Here is a 24654-nt window from a genome sequence, read left to right on the forward strand (position 1 = left end):
ATGAATATGACCGATACCAACCAGAGCGAAACCCTGCTGGAAGACCTGGGCGACGATATGATCATCGACCAGGGCGACGTTGCCGACGTGCCCAGCGGCCGCGCGCGACGCGACATTCCGCAGATGATGCGCAAGATTCCCGTCACCCTGACCCTGGAAGTGGGCTCGGCCCGCATTTCGCTCGAGGAGCTGATGGCCATCGGCCCTGAAAGCGTGATCGAACTCGATATGCTGGCCGGCGAACCGCTGGTGATCAAGGTCAACGGCACGCCGATCGGCCGCGCCGAAGTGGTGGTGGCCGGCGAAAACTATGGCCTCAAAGTCATCGACCTCGACGGTCTCAATCTCGACATGATGACAGCATGAAGCTGGCGGTACCCGGTTTGAGCCGGCGCCGCGGCACGCTGGCGGCGGCGCTCGCCGTTCCCGTTCTGATGCTGTGCTGCAGCGCCGCCGGCGCCCAGGATCTATTGTCCGGCGTGGTGCCGGGCGCGAAGACCGACCTGTCGGTGAAGATGCAGATCCTCGTCGTCATGACCCTGCTCGGGCTGCTGCCCGTGATGGTCATGATGATGACCAGCTTTACCCGCTTCGTCATCGTGCTTTCCCTGCTGCGCCAGGCCCTGGGCCTGCAGCAGGGCTTGCCCAACCGTATCGTCACCGGCATCGCCCTGATCCTGACCCTGCTCGTCATGCGCCCCATCGGCGACCAGGTGTGGAAGGAAGCGTTCGTGCCGTACGACCGCGACCAGATCGGCATGCAGGAAGCGTTGAAGATTGCCGAAGTGCCGATTTCGCGCTTCATGCTGGCGCAGACGAGCAAGGCGGCCCTGGCGCAGATCGCGCACCTGGCCGGCGAGCCGTCGACCATGCGCCCGCAGGACCACAGCTTCACGGTCAAGCTGGCCGCGTTTGTCTTGTCCGAACTCAAGACGGCGTTCCAGATCGGCTGCATGCTGTTCATACCGTTCCTGATCATCGATCTGGTGGTGGCGTCCGTGCTGATGGCGATGGGCATGATGATGCTGTCGCCGCTCGTCATCTCGCTGCCGTTCAAGCTGCTGCTGTTCGTGCTGGTCGACGGCTGGACGCTGACCGTCAACACCTTAGTTACCAGCATACAGGCGTATTGACCCATGTTTACCCCTGAAGTCGCCGTCGACCTGATCATCGAAGCGCTGCATGTCGTGATGCTGCTGGTGGTCATCCTCGTCGTGCCAGGTTTGCTGATGGGCCTGCTGGTTGCGCTGGTGCAGGCGGCCACGTCGATCAATGAGCAGACCATGAGTTTCCTGCCGCGCCTGCTGGTCACCTTGCTGGCCCTGATACTGGCCGGGCGCTGGATGGCCGGTTACCTGATGGATTATTGCGTGTCCATTTTTCAGCGCGCGGCCACCCTGGTCGGATAGCGCTGCGCGCCCCATGGATCAGATCTTCAATCAGGTGCTGCCGTTTCTGCTGGCCGTATGGTGGCCGTTCTGCCGCATCCTGGCCATGCTCAGCGCCTCGCCCGTGATCGGCGACGCCATGGTGCCCGTGCCCGTGCGGGTGCTGCTGTCGCTGGTGCTGGCGATCCTCATGCTGCCCGTGATGCAGGCGTCGGGCATCTCGCAGGACTTGCTGAAGATTGATCCGTTTTCCCTGCACGCCGTCGTCGCCACCCTGGAGCAGGCCGTCGTCGGCTTCGTGCTGGGCCTGGCCTTCCACTTCGCCATGTCGGTGATGTCGGTGCTTGGCTATCTGGTGTCGAGCCAGGTGGGCTTTTCCATGGCCGTCATGAATGACCCGCTGAACGGCACCTCCTCGGACGTCATCACCGGCTTGCTGACGATCATGTGCATGATTGTCTTCTTTGCCATCGACGGGCACCTGGTGCTGACGGGCGTCATCGGCGCCAGTTTCAAGGCCTGGCCCGTGGGGCAGGGCTACGGCCCGCTGCTGCTGCAGACGGTGGCCTACAACGTGGCGTGGATTTTCGCCGCGGCCATGCTGCTGGCCATGCCGATCGTGTTTTCCACCATGGTGGTGCAGCTGGGTTTCGGCTTCCTGAACCGCGTGGCGCCGTCGCTGAACCTGTTTTCGCTGGGCTTTTCCATGATCACCATGTTCGGCCTGCTGATGCTGGTGCAGATCGTGCGCTTTATCCCCGAGCACTACATCGCCATGACCAACCGGGTGCTCGACATGATCGCCGAACAGATGCGGGTGGCCCATGGCTAGCGCGCGGAAAGGTGTGAAGCATGGCCGATAGCAGCACGGGCGACAAGACAGAAAAGGCGTCACAGCAAAAGCTGAAGAAGTCGCGCCAGGAAGGGCAGGTGGTGCGCTCGCGCGACCTGTCGACGGCGCTGGGCATCCTGATCAGCATGAAGCTGTTCGTGTTCCTGCTGCCCGGCTATCTGGACACGTTCCGCGAGCTGTTCGCCATGGCCTTCATGCCGCTCGACAGCAAGGGCGCGCTCGACAATGCCATGTCGATGGCGTTTACCACCTCGGTGGGCTTGCTGATCAAGATGATCGTGCCGCTGTTCTGCGTGCCCCTGTTTGTCGTGCTGGGCTCGCTGGTGCCAGGCGGCTGGGTCATCAGCACGAAGAACTGGATGCCGAAGATGGAACGCCTGAGCCCGGCCAAGAATCTGGGCCGCCTGGTGTCGCCCAAGCATGGTTTTGAATTCGGCTTGTCCATCGCCAAGGCCGCCGTGCTGGGCATGGTGCTGGTGCACGTCAGCCGTTCCAGCCTGGTGCAATACGTGGACTTGCAGCACCGCCCCCTGCAGCAGGCCATGCTCGATGGCTCGGCGCTGATGCTCGACGGCCTGATGGCCCTCATTTCCGTGTTCATCCTGTTCGCCATCATCGACGTGCCGGCGCAGGCGTTTTTCTTTGCCCGCAACCAGCGCATGAGCAAGCAGGACGTCAAGGAAGAGCATAAAAGCAGCGAAGGCCGGCCCGAGGTGCGCCAGCGCATCCGCCAGCTGCAGCAGCAGATCGGCCGGCGCAGCGTGCGCAAGACCGTGCCCGACGCCGACGTGGTGATCGTCAACCCCGAGCATTACGCCGTGGCCCTGAAATATGACCAGGACCGCGCCGAGGCGCCGTTTGTCGTCGCCAAGGGCGTCGACGAGATGGCGTTGTACATCCGGCAGGTGGCGAAGGAGCACGATATTGAAACGCTGGAACTGCCGCCGCTGGCGCGCGCCATCTACAACACCAGCCAGGTGCAGCAGCAGATACCCGTGCAGCTGTACCAGGCCGTGTCGCAGGTGCTCAACTACATACTGCAGCTGAAAGCATTCCGTACTGGGCAGCGTGCCGCCCAGCCCCCATTTCCCACCGAGGTGGTCGTGCCATCTCATTTGAGCGAGGTAGTACCTTCATGAATTTCCTGAACCGCGTGGTTGCTGAAATGCGCCGCCACAAGTTCGCCACGCCGCTGTTCCTGCTGGTGATCCTGGCGATGATCATCCTGCCGCTGCCGCCCGTGCTGCTCGATATCTTGTTCACATTCAATATCGTGCTGGCACTGATCGTCATCCTCGTCAGCGTCTCGGCCAAGCGGCCGCTCGATTTCTCCGTCTTCCCGACGGTGATCCTGGCCACCACCATGCTCAGGCTGACCCTGAACGTGGCGTCCACGCGCGTGGTATTGCTGCACGGCCATACGGGCGCGGATGCGGCCGGTAAGGTGATCGAGGCCTTCGGTAACGTGGTGATCGGCGGCAACTTCGTCGTCGGTATCGTTGTCTTCGTAATCTTGATGATTATCAACTTCGCCGTCGTCACCAAGGGTGCCGAGCGTATTTCCGAAGTGTCCGCGCGCTTTACGCTGGACGCCTTGCCGGGCAAGCAGATGGCCATCGACGCCGACCTGAACGCCGGCCTGATCAACCAGGAAAAAGCCCAGATCCGCCGCAAGGACGTGGCCGCCGAAGCGGATTTCTACGGCGCCATGGACGGTGCTTCGAAGTTCGTGCGCGGCGACGCCGTCGCCAGTATCCTGATTTTGATCATCAATATGGTGGGCGGCGTGGCCATCGGCTCGCTGATGCACGACCTGTCGTTCGGCGACGCCTTCCGTCAATATGCGCTGCTGACCATCGGTGACGGCCTGGTGGCGCAGATCCCGGCGCTGCTGCTGTCGGCCGCCGCCGCCATCCTGGTCACCCGCATCAGCGATTCGGGCGATTTCGAACAGCAAGTTGCCGGCCAGGTGCTGACGTCGCCAACGGTGATCTTCAGCGCGGCCGGCATGATGGTGGCGCTGGCCCTGATTCCGGGCATGCCGTGGTTCATGTTCATGACCTTCGCCGCCGTGCTGGCCTTTGTCGCCTGGCGCCTCACCAAGCGCGTGAAGGGGCCGGACGCGGCCGGCATGGCGGCCATCGAGGCGGCCCTGCGCGAGGAACGCCCGGCCGAGCTGGAGTGGCAGCAACTGCCGGCCGTGCAGCCATTGATGGTGATGCTGGGCTATAAACTGGTGGGCATGGTTGATAAAACGCAAGGCGAGCCATTGAACAAGCGCGTCAAGGGCGTGCGCCAGAGCCTGTCCGAAGCCATGGGCTTGCTGCTGCCGAACATCGGCGTGCGCGATGATCTGGCCCTGAAGCCGTCGCAATACGCGATCGTGCTGTCGGGCACCGTGGTGGCGCAGGCGGAAGTGCAGGCCGACCGCCTGATGGCGATCCCGTCGCCGAACGTGTATGGCCAGCTGGACGGCATACCCGGCATCGAGCCGGCCTACGGCATGCCTGTCACATGGATCGAACCGGGCGAAAAGGCGCATGCGCTGGGTCTCGGCTACCAGGTCATCGAGGCGCCCAGCGTGATCGCCACGCACTTGTCGAAGATGGTGCGCGAATACCTGCCGGAACTGTTCCGCCACGAAGACGTCTCGAACCTGATGGAGCGCCTGACGGCCCTGTCGCCGAAGCTGGCCGGCGCGCTGGACAAGGCGTTGACGCACACGCAGATGCTGCGCGTGTTCCGCGTCTTGCTGGCAGAGAACGTGTCCCTGAAGGACATCGTGCCCATCGCCACCACCTTGCTCGACAGCTCGGAGACGACCAAGGACCCGATCCTGCTGGCGGCCGAAGTGCGCTGCGCGCTGCGGCGCCAGATCGTCAGCGGCCTGTTCGGCCAAAAGATGGAAATGCAGGCGTTCAACCTGGGCGGCGAGCTGGAAAACATGCTGCTCGGTTCACTGAACCAGGCGCGCCAGTCGGGCAAGGTGACTCTGGATAATTATCCGATCGACCCGCACCTGCTGTCGCAGCTGCAGGTGAACATGCCGGTGGCGCGCGAGCAGATGAAGCAGCAGGCCACGCCGCCGCTGCTGCTGGTGCTGCCGCAGATCCGTCCGCTGCTGGCCCGCTACGCGCGCCTGTTCGCGCCCGGCCTGCACGTGCTGTCGTATAACGAAATCCCGGAAAACCGCGAAGTGAGCATCATCGGCACGGTGGGGTAAATGGTGGGGTAAACAACAAAAACGGCGCTTCGGGCGCCGTTTTTATTGCGCTGTATCAATCCTGTTCGTCGATTGGCGGCAGCAAATCCTGCGTTGGCTCTGCCGGTCCGGCCAGCAGCAGCACTTCCTCTTCCCGTCCGTCCGCCGTCGCGTCGCCATAGTCGTAGCCGAGCGGGGCCGGCACTTCCTTCGAGATGAAGAGGACTTCCTTTTCCGCTTCAGCCGGGGGCGTCGCGGGCGCATCGGGATCGGCCGCCGCCTCCGCTTCCGGCTGCGTCAGCAGCAGCGCCACTTCGGCCATGGCGCGGAACAGGGCCGGCGACAGCGAGGCGGCGCCCGCCTGCATGGGAAAATTGCCATGCACGCGCTGCGCGTGCAGCTGGCGGTTCAGGCGGCAGCGCACGACGCGCAGGCCGGCGCGGTGCACGGCGCCGGCGATCCCGGGCAGGACCAGGCGCAAATGGCGCAGGGCGCTCTCTGCATCGGCGGCCAGTTCCAGCAGCACGCCGTCGCCGGCCGGCTCCATCTGGATCACCACCCGGCCGATGCCGAGGATGACCAGTTCGACGCGCAGCGCCACCTTGCCGCGGCGCCGGGGCGGGCTTTCTTCCTCGTCGGCATCGCTGGCCAGCACGCGCAGCAGCAGGCGCTGTCCGCCCCAGCCGTAGACGGCAAAGCGCCATGCTTCGCTGTCGATGCTCAAGGGCGGGCGCGGGCCTTCGCGCAGCAGGGCGGGCTGCTGCTCGGCCATGAAGAGGTTGCCCGGCACGTGCTGGCCGCGCGCCTGCTCCTGCAGGGCCGCATATTGCTCGCCATAGGTGCGCACCATCACGCGCCAGGAGGCGGCCAGCTGCGCCGCGTCGGGCGGCTGCCAGACCAGCTGGCGCGTGAAGAACAGCTGATTGACCTGCATGGCGCTGCTGTCGCGCGGCATGGCGCCGGCGGCGCCATCGGCGTTCGGCTTGATCAGCGACGCCAGGCTGTCCTGGCCTTGCTGCTGCAGTTGCGCTGGCAGGGTGCCGGCGTCGGGCGCGGGCGCCATGTAGGGGCCGATGGGCACCAGCGGCTGCACCACGCCAGGCGTCATCGGCGTGGCGGGACTGACGTCGAGGCGCTGGGTAATCAGGGGAACAGGGTTACCCGATGAAATGCGGTCTATCGCCATGCCACTATGTCCAGATGAAAGTCTATAAAAGCCGGAGAATCAGGCTGCGTCAGCCATCATGGCTGTAACAGGGACAGTATCATTTTCTGCATGCTCTGGCTTTGCTTGAGCATCGCCGTGCTCGCTTGCAGCAGCATTTGCGCCGACGTCATGTTCGCGCTTTCCGCCGCGTAGTCGACATCCATGATACGGCCGATGGCGGCCCGGGTGTTGGTGACCATATTGGCCAGGTTATTGTTGACGTGGTCGAGGCGGTTGCCCGCGGCGCCCAGGGCCGAGCGCACGCCGCCCACATCATCGATGGCCGTTTCCAGCAGGGCGATGGTGGCGTTGGCGCTGCCCGTCAGTTCGGTGCCGGCGGCGGGTGCGCCGAAGTTGGCGCTGGCCGCGCCGAGCGAGGCCAGCACGCTGCCCATCTTGCCCGAGACGTCGAACGCCATCGTCTCGCTTTGGCTGGCGCCGATCTGGAACGTCATGGCCGATGCCAGCGTGCCGCCGGCCAGCAGTTTGTTGCCGCCGAAACTAGTGTTTTTCATCACGTTGGCCAGTTCCAGGCCCAGGGCGTCGTATTCGGCCTGCATGGCGACCTTGTCCTTGGCGCCCGACGATGCATCGGCGGCCTGCGTGGCCAGATCCTTCATGCGGATCAGCATGGTGGTCACTTCATCAAACGCGCCTTCGGCCGTTTGCAGCATCGAAGTGCTGTTTTGCGTGTTGCGCATGGCGACGGCCATGCCGCTTGCCTGGGCCCGCAGCCGCGTGGCGATTTGCAGGCCGGCCGCGTCGTCCATGGCCGAATTGATGCGAAAGCCGGTGGACAGGCGCGTCATCGACGTCGACAGCCGCGTTTGCGCCCGCGCGGCGGCATTCTGTGCGGATAGTGCGGCGATATTGGTGTGAAGGCTCAGCACTCGGCGATTCCTGTGGATGACGGCAGTTTACGGGGCTACCCAGCAAACAGGCGACCGCATGGAGCACATCGTTAAAGATTGCGGGGAAATAGTTTTCCGGGCGCGCCTGCCGCTGCGCGGAACGAAAAAAAACCAGGCCGCGGCCTGGTTTTTGCTGGCAGGCCGCGAGCGGCCATGCAGGTAAAAATTATTGCAGCAGGGACATGACCATCGAGGACATGCTGTTGCTTTGTTTCAACATTGCGGTGCCAGCTTGCAGCAGCATTTGCGACGACGTCATGTTCGAGCTTTCGGTAGCGAAGTCGACGTCCATGATGCGGCCGGTAGCGGCTTTGGTGTTGGTGGCGATGTTGGACAAGTTGGTGTTGACGTGGTCCAGACGGTTGGCAGCAGCACCCAGTGCCGAGCGAACGGTGCCGACGTCGCCGATGGCCGTTTCCAGCAGGGCGATGGTGGCGTTGGCGGCGCTGGTCAGCTCGGTGCCGGTGGCGGCCGAAGCGTAGTTGGCGGTAGCCGAACCCAGCGATGCGGTCAGGCTGGTCATTTTGGCGGAAACGTCAAATGCCATCGTTTCGGTCGAGCTTGCACCGATCTGGAAGGTCATCGACGAAGCCAAGGTGCCGCCTACCAGCAGCTTGTTGCCGCCGAAGGTGGTGTTTTTCATCACGTTCGACAGTTCCAGGCCCAGTGCATCGTATTCCGATTGCATGGCGGTCTTGTCTTTGGCGCCCGACGAAGCATCGGCTGCCTGGGTTGCCAGATCCTTCATGCGGATCAGCATGTTGGTGACTTCGTCAAACGCGCCTTCGGCCGTTTGCAGCATCGAGGTGCTGTTCTGGGTGTTCGACATTGCAACGGTCATGCCGCTGGTTTGTGCTTTCAGGCGGGTTGCGATTTGCAAGCCTGCTGCGTCATCCATTGCCGAGTTGATGCGGAAGCCGGTGCTCAGGCGGGTCATCGAGGTCGACAGTTGGTTTTGGGTGCGGGTGATCGAATTTTGTGCGGACAGTGCAGCGTTGTTAGTGTGAAGGCTCAGCATGGTGTAACTCCTGGTTTGTTGGGTTCAGTCCGGAGCAACGGTTCTTTGTGCTCTCCCAAGTACAAGACGACCGTACGCATAAGCTTATTAAATGCTTTGTGGAAATTTTTTAAAATTCTTTTTAAAAAAGTTTCACATCGGCCGGCGGACTCGCCGCCAGCCCCCTAGGACCGGCTTGCCGCCACGATGCAGGCCCGGAAATGCGCGATCTTTGCCTCGTCGCTGGAAAGGACCTTGAAGCGCGCGCTGTCGGCCGCCTGGACGGCGATGCGCTTGCAGATGGCATGGTCTTCCTCGAACACCTGGCGGTTCATCTGCGCGCTCGAGTCGAAAAAGCCCTGCAGCGTGGCGCTGGCGGCGGGTTTGGTCGCGGCCTTGAGCAGGCGGCTGGAGAAATGCGTGCGCTGCGCTTGGGTTGACGGAAAGAAATGCTGCAGCGAATACGAATACGAAAATGTCGACGAGAGCATGGTAAACGGGAACAGGTACAGGCTCTGGTAACCCTCGAACTGGCTGTCGAGCTGGAACAGGCGTTTGACGGAGCGCAGCTTCCTGGCCATGCCCGCATTGCCCAGCGGGGCTTGCCACACGGAAGTCCAGTCCGTGAAGCGGTTCTCGCCGTCGCCCAGTTGCAGTTGCGCCAGCGATTCCGGGTGCACGAACGGCACGTGCAGCGGTTCGAGCGCATTTTCCAGCGCGATGCGCCAGTCGCACTCGAAGTCATAGGCGTTGAAATCGCCCAGGCCGTCGACGTTGAAGGACATGTTTTCCAGCAGGGCCTGCGTCTCGCCCAGCTGCGCGCCGAGCGACAGGCGCGGCCGTGGCGAGGCGAACAGGAAATCGGCGCACCAGTCCAGCTGCAGCACCTGCAGGCGGGCGTTGTCCAGCTCGGCCGGGGCGTAGCGTTCGCGGCAGGGGATGTGCATGGCGCCGGCCCGGTAGGCCCAGCCATGGTAGGGGCAGGCCAGCGGCGCATTGCCGCGTTTTGCAGTGAAGAAGCGCGTGCCGCGGTGCGGACACAGGTTGTCGAAGGCGATCAGCTCGCCCTGGTCGTTGTAGACGACCACTTCCTCGCCCAGCCAGTCGAGCTTCAGATAGTCGCCGCTGGCGGGCAATTCGCTGCGGTGGCACAGCAGGTGCCAGAACTGGTCGCGCAGCTGCCGCGTCTCGGAGTGGATGGTCATAATGTCTTTGCGGGTGGAGCGTAAACGGTGGCGCCGGCGGCCACGCGGCGCATGACGACGGCGCCGGCGCCCACGGTGGCGCCGGCGCCGATGCGCACGCGCGGCAGGATGGATGCGCCCGAGCCGACCATGACGGCCTGGCCCAGATGCACGCCGCCCGTGATGTCGACGTGCGAACTGAGCGTGCAGCCCGGTTCCAGCACTGCATCATGGCCGACGCTGGCGTAGCTGTTGATGGTGACATAGTCGCCCAGTTCGCTGCCTGCCGAGACGAGGGCGAACGGGCAGACGACGGCGCCCTGGCCGATGCGGGCCGTGCGCGCGACAATGGCGCTGGGGTGGATCAGGGTATGGAAGCGGGCGCCGCGCGCGGCCAGCATCTGCGCCACTTCCAGCCGGGCTTTCGGCGCGCCGATGGCCAGCAGCAGCGCTTCGCCGGGCGCCGGCTGGTAGCCGCCGATGCTGCCCAGCACGGGATACGGGTAGTCGGCGTCGAGCACGGCCGAGGGCGGCAGCGTGTCGTCGAGCAGGCCGCCGATGCGGGCGGTAGCAGGGTCGAGGCTGTCTTCCAGCCAGCACAGCAATTCTCGGGCGAAGCGTCCGGCGCCGACGATGAGGATGGTTTGCATGGGCACTCCTAACGGGCCAGGTAGCCGCCGTCGACGGCCCAGGTGGCGCCGCTGACCCAGCGGGCCGCCGGCGACAGCAAAAAGGCCGCCGTCTGCGCGATGTCGCTGCTGCGGCCGAAGCCGAGCGGATGGCGTTCCGCGTAGGCGCGCATGGCCTCGTCCGGCAAGCCGCGGCTCAGGCGCGCGTGCATTTCCGTTTCGACGGCGCCGGCGGCAATGCTGTTGACGCGCATGCCGCGCGGCGCCAGTTCCACGGCCAGGGCGCGCACCAGGCCGTCGATGGCGGCCTTGGCGGCCGAATACACGCTCATGCCGGACTGGCCGCTCTGGCCCGCCACGGAAGACATGAAGAGCAGGGCCGCGCCATCGCTGAGCACGCCGCGCAGGGCGGCGCCGCGCGCCAGCGCCAGCGCCGTCTTGACGCTGGAGGCGAAGACCTCGTCAAACTGCTGGGCCTTGGACAATTTGACCGGGCGCAATAACTCGATGCCGGCCGCATGGAAGATGCCGCTCAGGGGCGCCTCCTGCGTGGCCTGCCTGAGGAAGTCGACGATGTGGTCGCCGCCGTCGAGTTCGAGCACTTCGGCGCGGTGGCCGCTGCCGTCAAGCGCCTGCAGGGTTTGCTCCAGGCGAGCCGGGTCGCGTCCGCTGATCAGCAGTTGCGCGCCGCAGCGCGCCAGCAGCAGGGCCGTGTCGCGGCCGATGCCGGACGAGGCGCCGGTGACGAGGATGCGCTGGCCGGCCAGCATGTCGGGTTGAAAGATCATGGTTCAGACTTCGATAAGGCGGTTGACGGTCAGCGATTGCAGGCCCAGCACGGCCGCCGACCAGGAGTAGCCGACGCCAAAGCCGAACATGGCGATGGTCTGGCCCTGTGCCGCCGCCCCCAGGCTGTCGGCGATCAACAGGGGGATGGAGGCGCTGGACGTGTTGCCATAGCGGTCCATGTTGATCGGCGCGCGCCCGGCCGGCAATTTGGCTTTTTTGATAATGTGCTTGAGCATGAAGGTATTTGCCTGGTGAAACAGGAAGGCATCGACCTCGTCGCTCGTGCGGCCAGCCAGGCGCAGCAGGTCCGCTACCAGCGGCGGAATGCTTTTCAGCGTGAAATTGAAGATTTCGCCGCCGTCCATGTACAGCTTGGCCGGATCGCGCTGCGCCAGCCGCGCATCGTCGCCCGCGTAGGGGCGGCAGGCGCTGGCGGCCATCATCAGGTGGCGTTCGCCGCCGCCGTCGCTGCCGACGATGAAATGGGCGGGCGCCGCCGCCGCATCGAATTCCAGCGCCGTGGCCGTGCCGGCGTCGCCGAACAGCAGCGCGGTGGCGCGGTCGGTCTCGTCGACGGTCTTGCTGATGGTGTCGCCCACCAGCAGCAGGATGCGGCACATGGCCTGGCCATCGAGCATCTTCGCCGCCAGCCACAGGCCATACGCGTAGGCAGAGCAGCCGAGGTTGATGTCGAAGGCGGCGCAGGCCTTGTGCAGGCCCAGCCGTCCATGCAGGGCGCAGGCGGTGGCCGGCAGCACGTAATCGGGGGTTTGCGAAATGAAGATCAGGGCGTCGATGCTGTCGCGCTCCCAGCCCAGGTCGTCGAGCAGGGTTTGCGCCGCCGCCTGGCACAGGTCGGCCGTCGTCTGGCCGTCGGCGGCGCGGCGGCGCGACTGCACGCCGATCATCTTGCTCACGTCGGCCACGGCCTCGGCGCCGAAGCGCTCGGCCAGGTCGGCATTGTGGACCTGCGTGCGCGGCAGCGCGCACACCACGCCGCGCATGGCCAGATGGGCGGTGCTGAACGGCAGTCCCGATTCCAGGCGCTGGCTAGACATGGTCAGACCTTGACGGCGATCAATGCCAGCACGTCGGCCAGGGTTTCGCAATTGGCCAGGGCCTGGCCTTCGAGCATCTGATCGAACAGTTCGTCGGCCAGGGCGATGGTGGAAATGATGGCCAGCGAATCCCAGGCGTAATCGCCCAGTTTCAGGCCCGGCACGACCTTGTCGGCGTCGATTTCCAGAATGTCGGCCATGCCGTTGAAAAATTCTTGCATTGTGTTTCCTTTCAGAGAAGTTCAGTGCGCAGGCGCGCGGACGCCTACAGTCGCGCCAGCGTGCCGGCCCAGGAATAGCCGACGCCAAAGCCCAGCAGCAGGGCCGTGTCGCCCGGCCGGATGCGCCCCGAGGCGCGCGCGCGGGCGATGGCGATGGGAATGGTCGAGGAGACGGTATTGCCGACAGTATCGATTTCAATCACAAATTTGTCTTCCGGAATACGGATTTTGCGGCGCAAGGCGTCCAGCATGAATTTGTTTGCCTGATGGAAAATCACATGATCGATGTCATCGAGGGTCTTGCCGGCCGTCTCCAGCAGCTCCTGCATTGTACGCGGCACGGCGCCCAAGGTGAACTGGACGATCTGCGCGCCATCCATGAACAGGTCGTCCTGGCTGCGCCAGTTGCCGGACGCGTCCTCGACGGGGACGGCCGTGGCCGCGCTGCGGGCCGTGCGCATGCCGCCGGCCGGCACGATCAGGTTGTTCGCGCCGCTGCCGTCCGTGCCCAGGACGAACGGTCCCAGCGCCAGTTCGGGCGCGCCGCCGGCGATCACGCTGGCGGCGGCGCCGTCGCCGAACAGCGTGCGTACGCTGCGGTCGCGCGCGTTGATGTACTTGGAATAGGTGTCGGCCGTCAGCAGCAGCACCTTCTTGCGGATGCCGCTCTCGATCAGGCCCTTGGCCATGGCCAGCGCGTAGACGTAGCCGGAACAGCCGAGGTTGATGTCGAGCGCGCCGCACGAGGTCGGCAAGCCGAGCCGCTGCTGCAGCACGCAGGCGCTGCTGGGCAGCAGGTAGTCGGGCGCCTGCGTGCACAGGATCAGGAAATCGATGTCGCCGCGCGCGATGTCATGCGTGGCGAACAGTTTTTCCGCGGCATGGAACGCCAGGTCGCTGGCCGTTTCATGTGCCGCGGCGATATGACGCTGCGCAATGCCTGTCTTGTCGAGGATTTTTTGCGCCGGCCAGTCGATGAATTCCTGTTCCAGCGCGGCATTCGTCAGGATCGCCTGCGGCAGGTGGCAGGCGATCGCGGTAAGGTGGGCGTAGTGGGACATGCGGTGGCCGTTTGTTCTGGGTCAATAGGGATGGGCGCGGCGCTCAGGCAGGCCCGGCGATCAGGGCGGTGATCGCATCCACGCTCGACAGCTCGAGGGCAGGGTAGATCGGCAGGCAGATCACCTGGGACGCGGCCAGGCGCGCCACCGGCAGATTGGCGTGCACGGCGGACGGCATGCCGCGGTACATGGGGAAATCGCTGATGAGCGGGTAGAAATAGCGGCGCGCATAGATCTGGTGATCGCGCAGCCGCTGGAACAGGGCGTCGCGCGCCAGCGGATACTCGGGGCCGACGAGGATGGGGAAGTAGGCGTGATTGGCCGCTTCCGCATCGGCCGCTTCCAGGCAGGTGATGCCGGCGATGCCGGCCAGGCGCTGGCGGTAGTGGGCGTCGATGCCGCGCCGCTGCTGGCGCGCCTGGTCGATGCCCTTCAGCTGCAGCAGGCCGAAGGCGGCATTGATTTCGCTCATCTTGCCATTGATGCCGGCGGCGACGACCGTGACTTCGTCGACAAAGCCGAAATTTTTCAGATGGTCGATGCGCTGCTTGGTCTTGGCGTCCGGGCAGACGATGGCGCCGCCTTCGAAGGTGTTGAAGATCTTTGTCGCGTGAAAGCTGATCACGGACAGGTCGCCGTAATTGAGCACGCTGGTGCCCTGATGGCGCACGCCGAACGCATGCGCGGCGTCATAGATGACCTTCAGATCATAATTGTCGGCAATCTTCTGGATGGCGTCGACATCGCAGGGCTGGCCATAGCAGTGCACGGGCATGATGGCCGTGGTCTGCGCCGTGATGGCCGCCTCGATGCGCGCCGGATCGAGGTTCAGCGTGCGCGCATCGATGTCGGCGAAGACGGGCTTGATGTCGTTCCACAGCAGCGAATGGGCCGTGGCAACGAAGGAATATGGCGTCGTGATGACTTCGCCCTTCACGCGCAAGGCTTGCAAGGCCGTCATCAATGCCAGCGTTCCATTGGTAAACAGGCAGATATGCCGCACGCCCAGGTAGTCGCACAGCGCTTTTTCCAGCTGCTGGTGGAAGGGGCCGCCATTGGTGAGGATCTTGTTTTGCCAGATGCTTTCCAGGTATGGCAGGAAATCCTGCAGGTCCGGCAGCAGCGGCTGGGTGACGTAGATGGGTTTGGAGTCGCTCATGCTGCCAGCTCCCCGGGCAACTGGCTGTCGAGCGGCGCATCGAAGCTCGCTGGCGGCAGGCCCGCGCACCAGCGCTGCCAGGCCAGGCGCAGGCTGTTGGCCACGCCTTCCGCAATCAACTTCGGCTGGCCCAGCGCCGTTTGCGCCAGGCGGTGCCGGGTGCTGAAGCGGTAGGCGCCCAGCAGCATGGGGTTGGCCGCCATGTACAGGGCCTTGCTGACAAATTCCTCGTCGTCGCGGGCGATGAATTCCTCCAGCTGCACATGGCGCAGTATCGAGGTGCCGGCGCGGCTTGGTACTGTCGGTCCGGCAACGGTGAGGGTGGGCACGCCCATCCACAAGCCGTGGAAGGTGGTGGTGCCGCCGCCGTACGGCGCCGTATCGAGGCAGATGTCGACGCGGTGATGCATGGCCAGGAAGTTGGCCATGTTGGCGCGCGGCTCGAAGATCAGGCGGTCGGCGCTGATGCCTTCTTCGGCGAACCACGCCGTCAGGCCGGGGTGGGGACCGGGCGCCGGCATGGCCGCCAGCAGCATCCTGGCGTCCGGGATGGCGCGCAAGACCTTGGCCCAGCGCGCGATGGTTTGGCGGTTGAGCTTGTTAGGGCGGTTGAAGCTGCCGAACGTCAGGTATTTGTTCTTCAGCACCGGCGCCGGCAGGATGCCGTCCGCATGCTCCGATGGCAGGAACGGGGCGATGGTCGGCAGCAGTATCAGTTTTTCCGTGAAATGGCTGGCGAATGTCTCCGGCGGCGAGAAATGGCGGTCGCCCAGATAATAATCCATGGCCTGCAGGCCCGTGGTCAGCGGATAGCCGATCCAGCTCATCTGTATGGGCGCCGGCTTGCGGGCAAAGGCCAGCAGGCAATTCTTGGCCGTATGCCCGGACAGGTCGATCAGGATGTCGATGCCGTCGGCGCGGATGCGCTCGGCCAGCTTTTCCTGGCTCAGGTGGGTCACTGGCAGCCAGTTGGGCAGCAGTTGCGCGATGCGCATGGTGACGTTGTCGACGCGGCTATTGTTGTAGTACGCATACAGCGCAAACTGCGGCATCGTCACCAGTTCTTCAAGCAGGGGCGTAATGAAATGCGCCACGGCGTGGTTGCAGAAGTCGCCCGAGACCAGGCCGATCTTCAACTGGCGCTGCGGGTCGCGCTCGTTCGCATGCGGCTGCCATGCGGCGCGCAGCGGCGTTTCGTAGCGTTCGCCGAAGCCGAAATGGTCGGCCACCATGGCGGCGGGGTCGTCGGCATGCATGTGTGACAGGCCGAACAGCATGTTGCTGTAGACCTCATCGTACTGCGGATACCTGGCCAGGGCCGTGCGGCAGGCCTGGACGGCGTCGTCGGTGCGGCCCATCTCGCTGTAGGTCGCGCACGTGTTCAAATGGGAGCCGATGAAGTCGTCCTGGATTTCCAGCGAGCGCGCATAGCTGGCCAGCGCTTCGTCGTAGCGCTTCAGCGAGCGCAGGCAATTGCCCATCGTAAAGTGCACGCGGCTGGAGTCGGGCGCGATTTCGCGCGCGCGCTGCAGATACTCGAGCGCCCGCTCCGACTGGCCGCTATCCTCGAACGCCACGCTCAGGTTGCAATGGATCAGCGATGAGCGCGGGTCCAGTTCCAGCGCGTGCTGGTAGATGCGGATCGCCTCGGGATAATCGCCGGCGTCCTGCACGGCGATGGCCAGGTCATTGTGCAGGGTGGCGACATCGGGCGCCAGCGCGAGCGCTTGCCGGTAAGCGACTTGCGCTTCCTCAAAGCGGCGCATTTGCTTGAGGCAATGTCCGAGGCAGGTGTGCGCCTGCAGCTTGTCGGGCGCCAGCTGTACCGCGCGCTGGTGCAGGGCCAGTGCTTCGTCGAGTTCGCCGACCGATTGCAGGCCCAGGCCCAGCTGGGTGTGCGCGTCGGCGCTGTCCGGCTGCAGCTGCAGGGCCCGGCGATAGCTGGCGATCGCCGCATCGAATTCGCCCAGGCTCACCAGCACGCCGCCCAGGTTGGACTGGGCCTGGGAATAGTCGGGCTGCACGGCCAGCGCCTGGCGATAGGCATCGGCGGCCTCGTCGAGGCGCTGCTGCGACTGCAGGCTGTTGCCCAGGCCATTCCACAGGTCCGCATGGCGCGGCGCCAGCGACAAGGCGCTGCGGTAGCTCGCTTCCGCCTGCGGGTACTGTTCCAGATTCTGTAGCGCGGCGCCGAGGTTGCTGTGCGCCATCACCAGCCGGGGATCGAGCGCCAGCGCGCGGCGATAGCTGTCGGCCGCTTCTTCATTGCGCTCCAGCCCCTGCAGGGCGTTGCCCAGATTGCAGAGCACTTCGGCGTCGCCGGGCATGCTTGCCAGGGCGGCGTGGTAGGCGCTGACGGCGCCGTCGAGATCGCCACGCGCCTTGCGTGTGTTGCCCAGGTTAAAGTGCGCCATGCCATAGTCGGGCCGCAGGGCAATGGCCCGCAGGTAGGATGCTTCCGCTTCCGCCAGGGCGCCGAGCGCCTGCAGGGCGCCGCCCAGGTTGCTGTGCGCCTCGGCGAACGCCGGATTGAACTGCAGCGCCTGCTGGTAGGACTGGACCGCCTGCGCGTGTTCCCCGCGCGCCTGCCACGCATTGGCCAGGTTGCAATGGGCTTCGGCGTCATACGGGGTGAGCTGCACCGTGGTTTGCAGCGCGTCGAGGGCGTCCTTGCCTTGCGCCTGCAGGACGGTGCCGAGCACGCTCCAGGCAAAATCGGAGGTGGGGTAGCGGGCGATCAGCGCCCGGGTGGCCGTTTCCATTTCCGCGTACCGTGCCGCCTGGTACAGCGCCACCACGTGCTGGCATTCGTCGGCCGTCGGCGCGGCGGCAATCGCCGCGGCTATGCGCGCGCGCAAGGCGTGCGCCTGGTCGTTATCGAGGCCGCGGCCGATGGCCGTGTCGATGATGTCGAGCGCTTCGTCCCGTTCGCCGGCCTTGAGCAGGCCCTCGGCAAGCGACAGCCAGAACTGGCCTTCGTCGGGATTGACCGACAGCGCCTTGCGCAGATACGGCAGTCCTGCCCGGAACTGGCCGACCTGGCCGGCCAGCAAACCCATATTGTGGTTGGCGATGGCATGGTAGGGCTGTTCTTGCAGGATGCCGACATACAGGTCTTCCGCCTCTTCCAGGCGGCCAGCCTGGTGCGCTTCAAGTGCCAGCGCCAGTTGGGTGTCGAGTTGCGTTTCCGGGGTGGCGTCAGCGTTCATGAGAGGGAAGGAAAATGTACCAGCGGCAATTGTAACTGCTGGGAGTGGCGAATAGAAAATTTCCCCATGGAATTTTGCTCCAGAGCATCATTGAGCAAATTTCCCTGTTCCTGGCACGCCACAGGGGACGGAAAGATTGCGATAAAAATAAAAAAAGCGCGGCGACCCGAGGGTGCCGCGCTGTTGTCGCCTGTTACGCGCGAGAACGACTACATGTTCGGATAATTCGGTCCGCCGCCGCCTTCCGGCGTCACCCACACGATATTCTGCGTCGGGTCCTTGATGTCGCAGGTCTTGCAGTGCACGCAGTTTTGCGCATTGATCTGCAGGCGTTCGGCGCCGTCGTCGTTCTTCACGAACTCGTACACGCCGGCCGGACAGTAACGGGCTTCCGGACCGGCATACGTGGCCAGGTTGACGTCGACGGGCACGCTGGCGTTTTTCAGGGTCAGGTGGATCGGCTGGTCTTCCGCATGGTTGGTGTTCGAGATGAAGACGGAGGACATCTTGTCGAAGGTCAACTTGCCATCCGGTTTCGGATACACGATCTTTTTCGACTGGGCGGCCGGCTTCAGGCATTCGTGGTCGCCGTGCGTGTGGTGCAGGGTCCATGGCGCCTTGCCGCGGAAGATGATCTGGTCGATGCCCGTCATCAGGCTGCCCAGGTACAAGCCCTTCGACAGCCATGGCTTGACGTTGCGCGCCACGTGCAGCTCGTCGTGCAGCCAGGATTGCTCAAACGCAAGCGGGTAGCTGGCCAGCTCGTCGTGCTGGCGCTGTTCGCCCAGCGCGCCGAAGGCCGCCTCGGCCGCCAGCATGCCGCTCTTGATCGCCGCATGGCTGCCCTTGATGCGGCTCATGTTCAAAAAGCCCGCGTCGCAGCCGATCAGCGCGCCGCCCGCGAATACCAGTTTCGGCAACGATTGCAGGCCGCCGGCCGTGATCGCGCGCGCGCCGTAGGAGATGCGCTTGCCGCCTTCGAAGAACTTGCGGATTTCCGGATGCGTCTTGTAGCGCTGGAATTCCTCGTACGGCGACAGGTACGGGTTTTCGTAGGCCAGGCCGACGACGTAGCCGACCATCACCTGGTTGTTTTCCAGGTGATACAGGAAGGAGCCGCCGTAGGTTTTCGCGTCCAGCGGCCAGCCCGTCGAGTGGATCACCAGGCCCGGCTGGTGCAGGGCGGGGTCGATTTCCCACAGTTCCTTGATGCCGATGCCGTACGATTGCGGGTCCTTGCCGGCGTTCAAGTCATATTTGGCCATCAATTGCTTGCCCAGGTGGCCGCGCGCGCCCTCGGCGAACAGGGTGTACTTGGCGTGCAGTTCCATGCCCAGCTGGAAGTCGGGGCCGGGCTGGCCATCGCGCTTGACGCCCATGTTGCCGGTTGCTACGCCTTTCACGGAGCCGTCGTCGTTGTAGAGGATTTCCGCGGCAGGGAAGCCCGGGAAGATTTCCACGCCCAGGTTTTCCGCCTGCTGGCCCATCCAGCGCACCACATTGCCCAGCGAGACGATGTAGTTGCCGTGGTTTTCAAAACAGGCCGGCACGGCGAAGTTCGGCGTCTTGTAGGCCTTCGTTTCGGTCAGGAACAGGATGCGGTCTTCCGTCACGGCCGTGTTCAGGGGCGCGCCCAGTTCCTTCCAGTTCGGGATCAGTTCGGTCAAGGCTTTCGGGTCCATGATGGCGCCCGACAGGATGTGCGCGCCCAGCTCGCCGCCTTTTTCCAGCACGCAGACGGACACTTCCTGGCTTTTTTCCGCCGCCAGCTGCTTCAGGCGGATCGCGGCCGCCAGGCCTGCGGGGCCGCCGCCCACGATGACCACGTCATACTCCATGGTCTCGCGCGGTCCGTACTGTTCAACTAAGTTATTAGGCTGTGTCATGGTCTCGATTGTTATTCACTAAATGGGTGGGTGAGGAATCTTCGAATAAATTTAAGCACGAGTGTGCTTGTTTTTGGCGAGGATTGCAACTTTGGCGCCATTTTGCGTGACATTGCCCCTCGCCGCAATCTAAATCCGGCCATTTTGTGTAATGATGGCGTTTACTTTTGCTCAAGTGCGCTGCGGGGGAATTTGCCCGATTGCCATGGGCATGGCGTAAAGTGTTGTTTAAAACAAAACAGGAGTAGCTCGTGGGCATAGAAGTCAATTTCGAGGGCAAGATTGCCCTGATTACCGGCGCATCGAGCGGCCTCGGCGCGCGCTTTGCGAAAGTGCTGGCCCAGGCCGGCGCCCAGGTCGTGCTGGCCTCGCGCCGTACCGAGCGCCTGAAGGAGTTGCGTGCCGAAATCGAAGCGGACGGCGGCGCCGCGCACGTGGTCTCGCTTGACGTGACCGACTTTGCCAGCATCAAGTCGGCCATCGCGCACGCGGAAACGGAGGCCGGTCCCATCGATATCCTCGTCAATAACTCAGGTGTGTCTACCACGCAACGCCTGGTCGACGTCACGCCCGAAGATTACTCGTTCGTGATGGACACCAATCTGCGCGGATCGTTCTTCGTGGCCCAGCAGACGGCCAAGCGCATGATTGCGCGCGCCAAGGGCGACCCGAAGAAACAGCACCGCATCATCAATATCGCCTCGATGGCGGGCTTGCAGGTGCTGCCGCAGATCGGCGTTTACTGCATGAGCAAGGCGGGCATGGTGCACATGACGCGCGCCATGGCCGTGGAGTGGGGCAAATATGGCATCAACACGAACGCCATCTGCCCCGGCTATATTTCCACGGAAATCAACGAAGATTATTTCGCCACCGAGCAGGGCAAGAAACTGATCGAGATGCTGCCCAATAAACGTCCGGGCAAGCCGGAAGACCTCGACGGCCTGCTGCTGTTGCTGGCGGGCGAGGATTCGCACTTCATCAACGGCGCGATTATCTCCGCCGATGGCGGCATGGCCAGCATGTAAGCGGCATAGGGAAGGTATTGTTGCCACAGGGAAAATTAGCGGCTATGATGTTTTTGCTTGCGGCATAGCGTCCGGGCATAACCACTATACGAGAATTTTTACGATGGCAACTCCTTCGAAGTTTGACAATGACACGTTTCAGCTGGCCCGCGATCACTTGAACGCTTTTGTGGCAAGAACCGCCGCCAAGCTTGCCGGTGAGACGGGCAAGCTGCTGGAAGTGGGGCCGCAGGACCGCTCCACCGTGCGCGAAAACTTCAGCAATTTCAGCGTCGATACCTTTGACATCGTCGACACTTATAGCCCCACCCTGGTGGGCGACATCACCAAGGTCAACTCGGCGATCGCCGACAGCGCCTATGACTGCGTCGTCTGCCTGGAAGTGATTGAACATACGCTCAATCCGTTCGACACCGTCAAGGAAATCCGCCGCATCCTCAAGCATGAAGGCTATCTGCTCATTTCCGCCCCCTTGAACTGGCGCATACATGGCCCGATTCCGGATTGCTGGCGCATTACCGAGCATGGCTGGAGCGCCTTGCTGCGTGATTTCGACATCATTGAAATTGATATTCTCGAAACGCCTGACCGCGAGTTGTTTCCTATCAAATATAACGTGCTGGCGAAATGCAATAAGTTCAAAAACACGCAAGATAATGAACTGACGTTCCGTTTTATCTAGGAGTGGCGATGGCATTGGCTGTATCGAATGAGCAGACCGCGGACGTCTTGCAGCGCATCAGCGGGGACCAGTTCCTGCCGGAGGTATTCCGGGAGACGGGCGTTTTTGTCGTGCGCAATGCCATTGCGCCGGATCTGCTGGCGCAATGGCAGCATGAGTGGGATAGCTTTTATGACGCCAAGCTACGTGCCGGCCGCAATGTCAGCCAGGCCAATCCCGTTTCCCTGACCGAAGAACTGCCTGCAAAACTGCTGGAAATGTACCGCGCGCCGGTATATGCCGCTACGCTGACGCGGATATTTGGTCCCGACGTGGCGCTGTACAATCACCGCTTCGTCATCAAGGATGCATTCAGTCCGAACAAGGTATTCCTGCATCAGGATAGCTGTTATCACCTTGGCAATCTGAATAAATGCAGCATTTTTACCGCCTTGAGCCGCGTCGACGAGGATAACGGTGCGATGAGTTTTTATGTCGGTTCGCATAAACTCGGTTATCTCGGCGATGCCGGCGAAATCAATCCCGACAGTTTCAGCATCAAGTTCGCCAGGGTCACGCCGGTCCTGAACCCCGGTGATTTCGTGGTCATGAACAGCTCGACGTGGCATGAGTCGGGACCGAACGTGTCTGGCGTTCACCGCATTCTGGCCGATACGATTTTCCAGCCGGCGGACGACCCGACGGGCAAGGAACTGGTGTCGGGCGAGTGGAAGACCGATATTTTCTATTCGCCGCTCAATTGCATCCAGTATTTTGCCAACTCCAGGGTGCTGAAAATCATCAAGTACGAAAAAGCGATGCGGGAGCAGGCCGGCACGCCGTAAACGTCGGCCTCAGCGCTGCAGCTGCAGTCCCACCAGCTTGTGCACCAGCTCCGAAGATGTGGCGGCGGCGAACTTGCGCATCAGCTTGGCGCGGTGCATTTCCACCGTGCGGGGGCTGAGGTCGATCTGGCGGGCGATCACCTTGCTGGTCTTGCCTTCCACCAGCAGGGCGGCGATTTCGCGCTCGCGCGGGGTCAGCTCCGCCGTCACGGGACGTTTCTCGCTGACATCCTCGAACGTCCAGATGCCCGCTCCCAGCGGTTGGTTCGGCAGCATGGCGTGGCCCGTGACGTGGCACCAGAACAATTCTCCATTGCTGCGGCGCATGATGCGCTCGTCCGAATAGCGGCCCCTGGCGTTCATGATGGGGATGATGCGGTCACCCGTGCGCAGGAATTCGTCGTGCGTGGGGTAGAGTACCTCGAAGGACTGGTCGTCGAGCTGGGCGCGCGCGTAGCCGAACATGGCCGCCAGCGCCTCGTTGCAGCTGCGCATGATGCGGTTTTCCGACATGCACATGCCCACGGGCGCGTGCAGGAAGATGCTTTCATAATCGATGGCTGACGCGGCGTTCATCTGATACGTATCACTCTCACAGGGGGATGGCCGGCACGGCGCCGGTAGTTCTACGGTATTGTACTTTCCACTCGCGTATTTTATGCTGAGTCGCTGCCTGAGTCATGGACTCAAGACCAAAGCTTAACAAAAGATAGAGGGACACCCATGAATAAAGTTTATCCTGACGCCGCCTCGGCGCTGGCCGGTATCGTCCAAGATGGCCAGACCATCGCCGTCGGCGGCTTCGGCCTGTGCGGCATTCCCGAAGCCCTGATCGGCGCCTTGCGCGATTCGGGCGTGACGGGCCTGACGGCCATTTCCAACAACGCCGGCGTGGACGGCTTCGGCCTGGGCCAGCTGCTCACCACGCGCCAGATCAAGAAAATGATCGCCTCCTACGTGGGCGAAAACAAGGAGTTCGCGCGCCAGTACCTGGCGGGCGAATTGGAACTGGAATTCACGCCGCAAGGCACGCTGGCCGAGAAACTGCGCGCCGGCGGCGCCGGCATCCCCGCCTTCTTCACCAAGACGGGCGTGGGCACCATCGTTGCCGACGGCAAGGAACTGCGCGAATTCGACGGCGAACAATACGTGATGGAACGCAGCCTCGTGGCCGACGTGGCGCTGGTCAAAGCCTACATGGCCGACCGCGCCGGCAACCTGATCTATCGCAAGACGGCGCGCAATTTCAACCCGAACGTGGCAATGGCGGGCAAGATCACCATCGTCGAAGTGGAAAAACTGGTCGAAGTGGGCGAGATCGACCCGGACCAGGTGCATACGCCGAGCATCTTCGTGCACCGCATCGTGGTCAACGCGAACCCGGAAAAACGCATCGAGCAGCGCACCGTGCGCACTGACTAATAAATAGAAGATTTACGCATGGCAAAACCGTAGCGAGTGGCAGTGATTTGTGGCTAAGAAGCGCAACCGTACTTGAGTACGGTGAGCATCGCAGGCCGCAAAGCGCGCCGCACAGTAGGTTTGGACAGGCGTTTCACGAAAATTGAGGGAGATGATCATGGCTTGGACGAGAGATGAAATGGCCGCGCGCGCGGCGCAAGAGCTGCAGGACGGCTTTTATGTGAACCTGGGCATCGGCTTGCCGACCCTGGTGGCCAACTATGTGCCGGACAACATGGAAGTATTCCTGCAGTCGGAAAACGGCTTGCTGGGCATCGGCCCGTTTCCCACCGAGGATGAGGTCGACGCCGACCTGATCAACGCGGGCAAGCAGACGGTGACGGCCTTGCCCGGCGCCGCCTACTTCAGCTCGGCCGATTCATTTGGCATGATTCGCGGCGGCAAGATCAACCTGGCCATCCTGGGCGCCATGCAGGTGTCGGAAAAGGGCGACCTGGCGAACTGGATGATTCCAGGCAAGATGGTCAAGGGCATGGGCGGCGCGATGGACCTCGTTGCCGGCGTCAAGCGCGTCGTCGTGCTGATGGAGCACGTGGCCACGGCCAAGGATGGCACGACGTCGCACAAGCTGCTCAAGCAGTGTGATTTGCCGCTGACGGGCGTGGGCGTGGTCGACGTCATCATCAGCGACCTGGGCGTGATCGACGTGACGGAAAACGGTTTGAAGCTGGTGGAACTGGCGCCGGGCGTGACCAAGGAGCAGGTGCAGGCGGCCACGGGCGCGGAACTGGACGTTTCCGCCGTGTAAGCAGGCGGATGCTCGTATCGAAGAAGGGCGGACAGCGATGTCCGCCCTTTTTTATGCGCCTGACCCGTCCTGGAATAAGTTGACACTTTTTCGTTACAGAGAAGGAGTGTCCGATGGAACAAGGGTTTCGACGCAG

Annotated in this window: 25 protein-coding genes; 12 read left to right on the top strand and 13 right to left on the bottom strand. The window is 63.3% G+C overall.

Annotated elements, in window-relative coordinates; translation table 11 throughout:
• Genes AC07VI_RS23310 through AC07VI_RS23335 form a run of 6 tightly spaced genes read left to right on the top strand, consistent with a single transcriptional unit; the run spans position 1 to position 5464 of the window.
• On the top strand, positions 1-366 hold the full coding sequence (locus AC07VI_RS23310; protein ID WP_086145665.1) for a FliM/FliN family flagellar motor switch protein: 366 nt from the start codon (positions 1-3) through the stop codon (positions 364-366).
• Positions 363-1133 carry a flagellar type III secretion system pore protein FliP gene (gene fliP / locus AC07VI_RS23315; RefSeq protein WP_086145664.1) on the top strand — a complete coding sequence of 257 codons (771 nt, stop codon included), beginning with the start codon at positions 363-365 and terminating at the stop codon, positions 1131-1133. The genes AC07VI_RS23310 and fliP overlap by 4 nt, the downstream gene beginning before the upstream one ends.
• Positions 1134-1136: 3 nt before the next feature.
• Positions 1137-1409, top strand: coding sequence for a flagellar biosynthetic protein FliQ (locus tag AC07VI_RS23320; RefSeq protein ID WP_034757874.1), 273 nt, complete (start codon positions 1137-1139; stop codon positions 1407-1409).
• A gap of 13 nt (positions 1410-1422) precedes the next feature.
• Complete coding sequence (locus AC07VI_RS23325) at positions 1423-2220, top strand: flagellar biosynthetic protein FliR (RefSeq protein ID WP_086145663.1); 798 nt, start codon at positions 1423-1425, stop codon at positions 2218-2220.
• 20 nt (positions 2221-2240) lie between these two features.
• Positions 2241-3380: a flagellar type III secretion system protein FlhB gene (gene flhB, locus AC07VI_RS23330; RefSeq protein ID WP_086145662.1), complete on the top strand. Its 1140-nt coding sequence runs from the start codon at positions 2241-2243 to the stop codon at positions 3378-3380.
• Positions 3377-5464 carry a flagellar biosynthesis protein FlhA gene (locus tag AC07VI_RS23335; RefSeq protein WP_086145661.1) on the top strand — a complete coding sequence of 696 codons (2088 nt, stop codon included), beginning with the start codon at positions 3377-3379 and terminating at the stop codon, positions 5462-5464. The genes flhB and AC07VI_RS23335 overlap by 4 nt, the downstream gene beginning before the upstream one ends.
• Before the next feature lie 55 nt (positions 5465-5519).
• On the opposite strand, the gene AC07VI_RS23340 is transcribed toward AC07VI_RS23335, so the two are convergent.
• Together AC07VI_RS23340 and AC07VI_RS23345 are read right to left on the bottom strand one after the other, a co-directional pair.
• The gene (locus AC07VI_RS23340) at positions 5520-6629 is read right to left on the bottom strand and encodes a hypothetical protein (protein WP_492993696.1); all 1110 of its coding nucleotides are present in this window, start codon (positions 6627-6629) and stop codon (positions 5520-5522) included.
• Positions 6630-6685: 56 nt separating this feature from the next.
• Entirely contained in the window at positions 6686-7540 is an 855-nt protein-coding gene (locus AC07VI_RS23345; protein ID WP_086145659.1) for a flagellin N-terminal helical domain-containing protein, read from the bottom strand.
• 58 nt (positions 7541-7598) lie between these two features.
• Here AC07VI_RS23345 and AC07VI_RS23350 point away from each other — a divergent pair, with 58 nt between their 5' ends.
• Positions 7599-7724, top strand: a complete 126-nt coding sequence (locus AC07VI_RS23350; protein ID WP_301178808.1) for a hypothetical protein — start codon at positions 7599-7601, stop codon at positions 7722-7724.
• A gap of 3 nt (positions 7725-7727) precedes the next feature.
• Here the strand turns inward: AC07VI_RS23350 and AC07VI_RS23355 are convergent, their stop codons facing one another.
• The 10 genes from AC07VI_RS23355 to AC07VI_RS23400 all read right to left on the bottom strand — a co-directional run bounded on the left by AC07VI_RS23355 (position 7728) and on the right by AC07VI_RS23400 (position 19754).
• Positions 7728-8579 carry a flagellin N-terminal helical domain-containing protein gene (locus AC07VI_RS23355; protein ID WP_086145658.1) on the bottom strand — a complete coding sequence of 284 codons (852 nt, stop codon included), beginning with the start codon at positions 8577-8579 and terminating at the stop codon, positions 7728-7730.
• 164 nt (positions 8580-8743) lie between these two features.
• Positions 8744-9763 (bottom strand): aromatic ring-hydroxylating oxygenase subunit alpha, encoded by a 1020-nt coding sequence (locus AC07VI_RS23360; protein ID WP_492993699.1) that lies wholly within the window; start codon positions 9761-9763, stop codon positions 8744-8746.
• On the bottom strand, positions 9760-10392 hold the full coding sequence (locus AC07VI_RS23365; protein WP_086145656.1) for a NeuD/PglB/VioB family sugar acetyltransferase: 633 nt from the start codon (positions 10390-10392) through the stop codon (positions 9760-9762). Before AC07VI_RS23365 ends, AC07VI_RS23360 begins: the two co-directional genes overlap by 4 nt.
• An 8-nt stretch (positions 10393-10400) precedes the next feature.
• Entirely contained in the window at positions 10401-11156 is a 756-nt protein-coding gene (locus AC07VI_RS23370) for an SDR family NAD(P)-dependent oxidoreductase (protein ID WP_413465882.1), read from the bottom strand.
• 6 nt (positions 11157-11162) lie between these two features.
• Positions 11163-12218 (bottom strand): ketoacyl-ACP synthase III, encoded by a 1056-nt coding sequence (locus AC07VI_RS23375; RefSeq protein WP_086145654.1) that lies wholly within the window; start codon positions 12216-12218, stop codon positions 11163-11165.
• A gap of 2 nt (positions 12219-12220) precedes the next feature.
• Positions 12221-12439: an acyl carrier protein gene (locus tag AC07VI_RS23380; RefSeq protein WP_086145653.1), complete on the bottom strand. Its 219-nt coding sequence runs from the start codon at positions 12437-12439 to the stop codon at positions 12221-12223.
• Between the two features lie 44 nt (positions 12440-12483).
• The gene (locus AC07VI_RS23385; protein ID WP_086145652.1) at positions 12484-13500 is read right to left on the bottom strand and encodes a 3-oxoacyl-ACP synthase III family protein; all 1017 of its coding nucleotides are present in this window, start codon (positions 13498-13500) and stop codon (positions 12484-12486) included.
• Between the two features lie 43 nt (positions 13501-13543).
• Entirely contained in the window at positions 13544-14659 is a 1116-nt protein-coding gene (locus AC07VI_RS23390) for a DegT/DnrJ/EryC1/StrS family aminotransferase (RefSeq protein ID WP_086145651.1), read from the bottom strand.
• Entirely contained in the window at positions 14656-17868 is a 3213-nt protein-coding gene (locus AC07VI_RS23395; protein WP_492993703.1) for a tetratricopeptide repeat protein, read from the bottom strand. The genes AC07VI_RS23390 and AC07VI_RS23395 overlap by 4 nt, the downstream gene beginning before the upstream one ends.
• Before the next feature lie 209 nt (positions 17869-18077).
• A complete protein-coding gene (locus AC07VI_RS23400) occupies positions 18078-19754 on the bottom strand; it encodes an electron transfer flavoprotein-ubiquinone oxidoreductase (protein WP_172404736.1) in 1677 nt (558 codons plus the stop codon).
• A gap of 251 nt (positions 19755-20005) precedes the next feature.
• Here AC07VI_RS23400 and AC07VI_RS23405 point away from each other — a divergent pair, with 251 nt between their 5' ends.
• The 3 genes from AC07VI_RS23405 (at position 20006) to AC07VI_RS23415 (ending at position 22288) form a co-directional block, all read left to right on the top strand.
• Positions 20006-20782: an SDR family oxidoreductase gene (locus AC07VI_RS23405; RefSeq protein ID WP_070221564.1), complete on the top strand. Its 777-nt coding sequence runs from the start codon at positions 20006-20008 to the stop codon at positions 20780-20782.
• 169 nt (positions 20783-20951) lie between these two features.
• Positions 20952-21464 (top strand): class I SAM-dependent methyltransferase, encoded by a 513-nt coding sequence (locus tag AC07VI_RS23410; RefSeq protein ID WP_253251928.1) that lies wholly within the window; start codon positions 20952-20954, stop codon positions 21462-21464.
• Between the two features lie 47 nt (positions 21465-21511).
• Positions 21512-22288, top strand: coding sequence for a phytanoyl-CoA dioxygenase family protein (locus AC07VI_RS23415; RefSeq protein ID WP_226935568.1), 777 nt, complete (start codon positions 21512-21514; stop codon positions 22286-22288).
• A 9-nt stretch (positions 22289-22297) separates the two neighbouring features.
• Here the strand turns inward: AC07VI_RS23415 and AC07VI_RS23420 are convergent, their stop codons facing one another.
• On the bottom strand, positions 22298-22864 hold the full coding sequence (locus AC07VI_RS23420; protein ID WP_086145647.1) for a LuxR C-terminal-related transcriptional regulator: 567 nt from the start codon (positions 22862-22864) through the stop codon (positions 22298-22300).
• Positions 22865-23011: 147 nt separating this feature from the next.
• Between AC07VI_RS23420 and AC07VI_RS23425 the strand changes: the two genes are divergently transcribed.
• Both AC07VI_RS23425 and AC07VI_RS23430 read left to right on the top strand, forming a co-directional pair.
• A complete protein-coding gene (locus AC07VI_RS23425; protein ID WP_086145646.1) occupies positions 23012-23710 on the top strand; it encodes a CoA transferase subunit A in 699 nt (232 codons plus the stop codon).
• A gap of 157 nt (positions 23711-23867) precedes the next feature.
• Entirely contained in the window at positions 23868-24518 is a 651-nt protein-coding gene (locus AC07VI_RS23430; protein WP_086145708.1) for a CoA transferase subunit B, read from the top strand.
• The last annotated feature ends 136 nt before the right edge of the window (positions 24519-24654 follow it).

It is taken from the genome of Janthinobacterium sp. GW821-FHT03A03 (assembly GCF_059421435.1).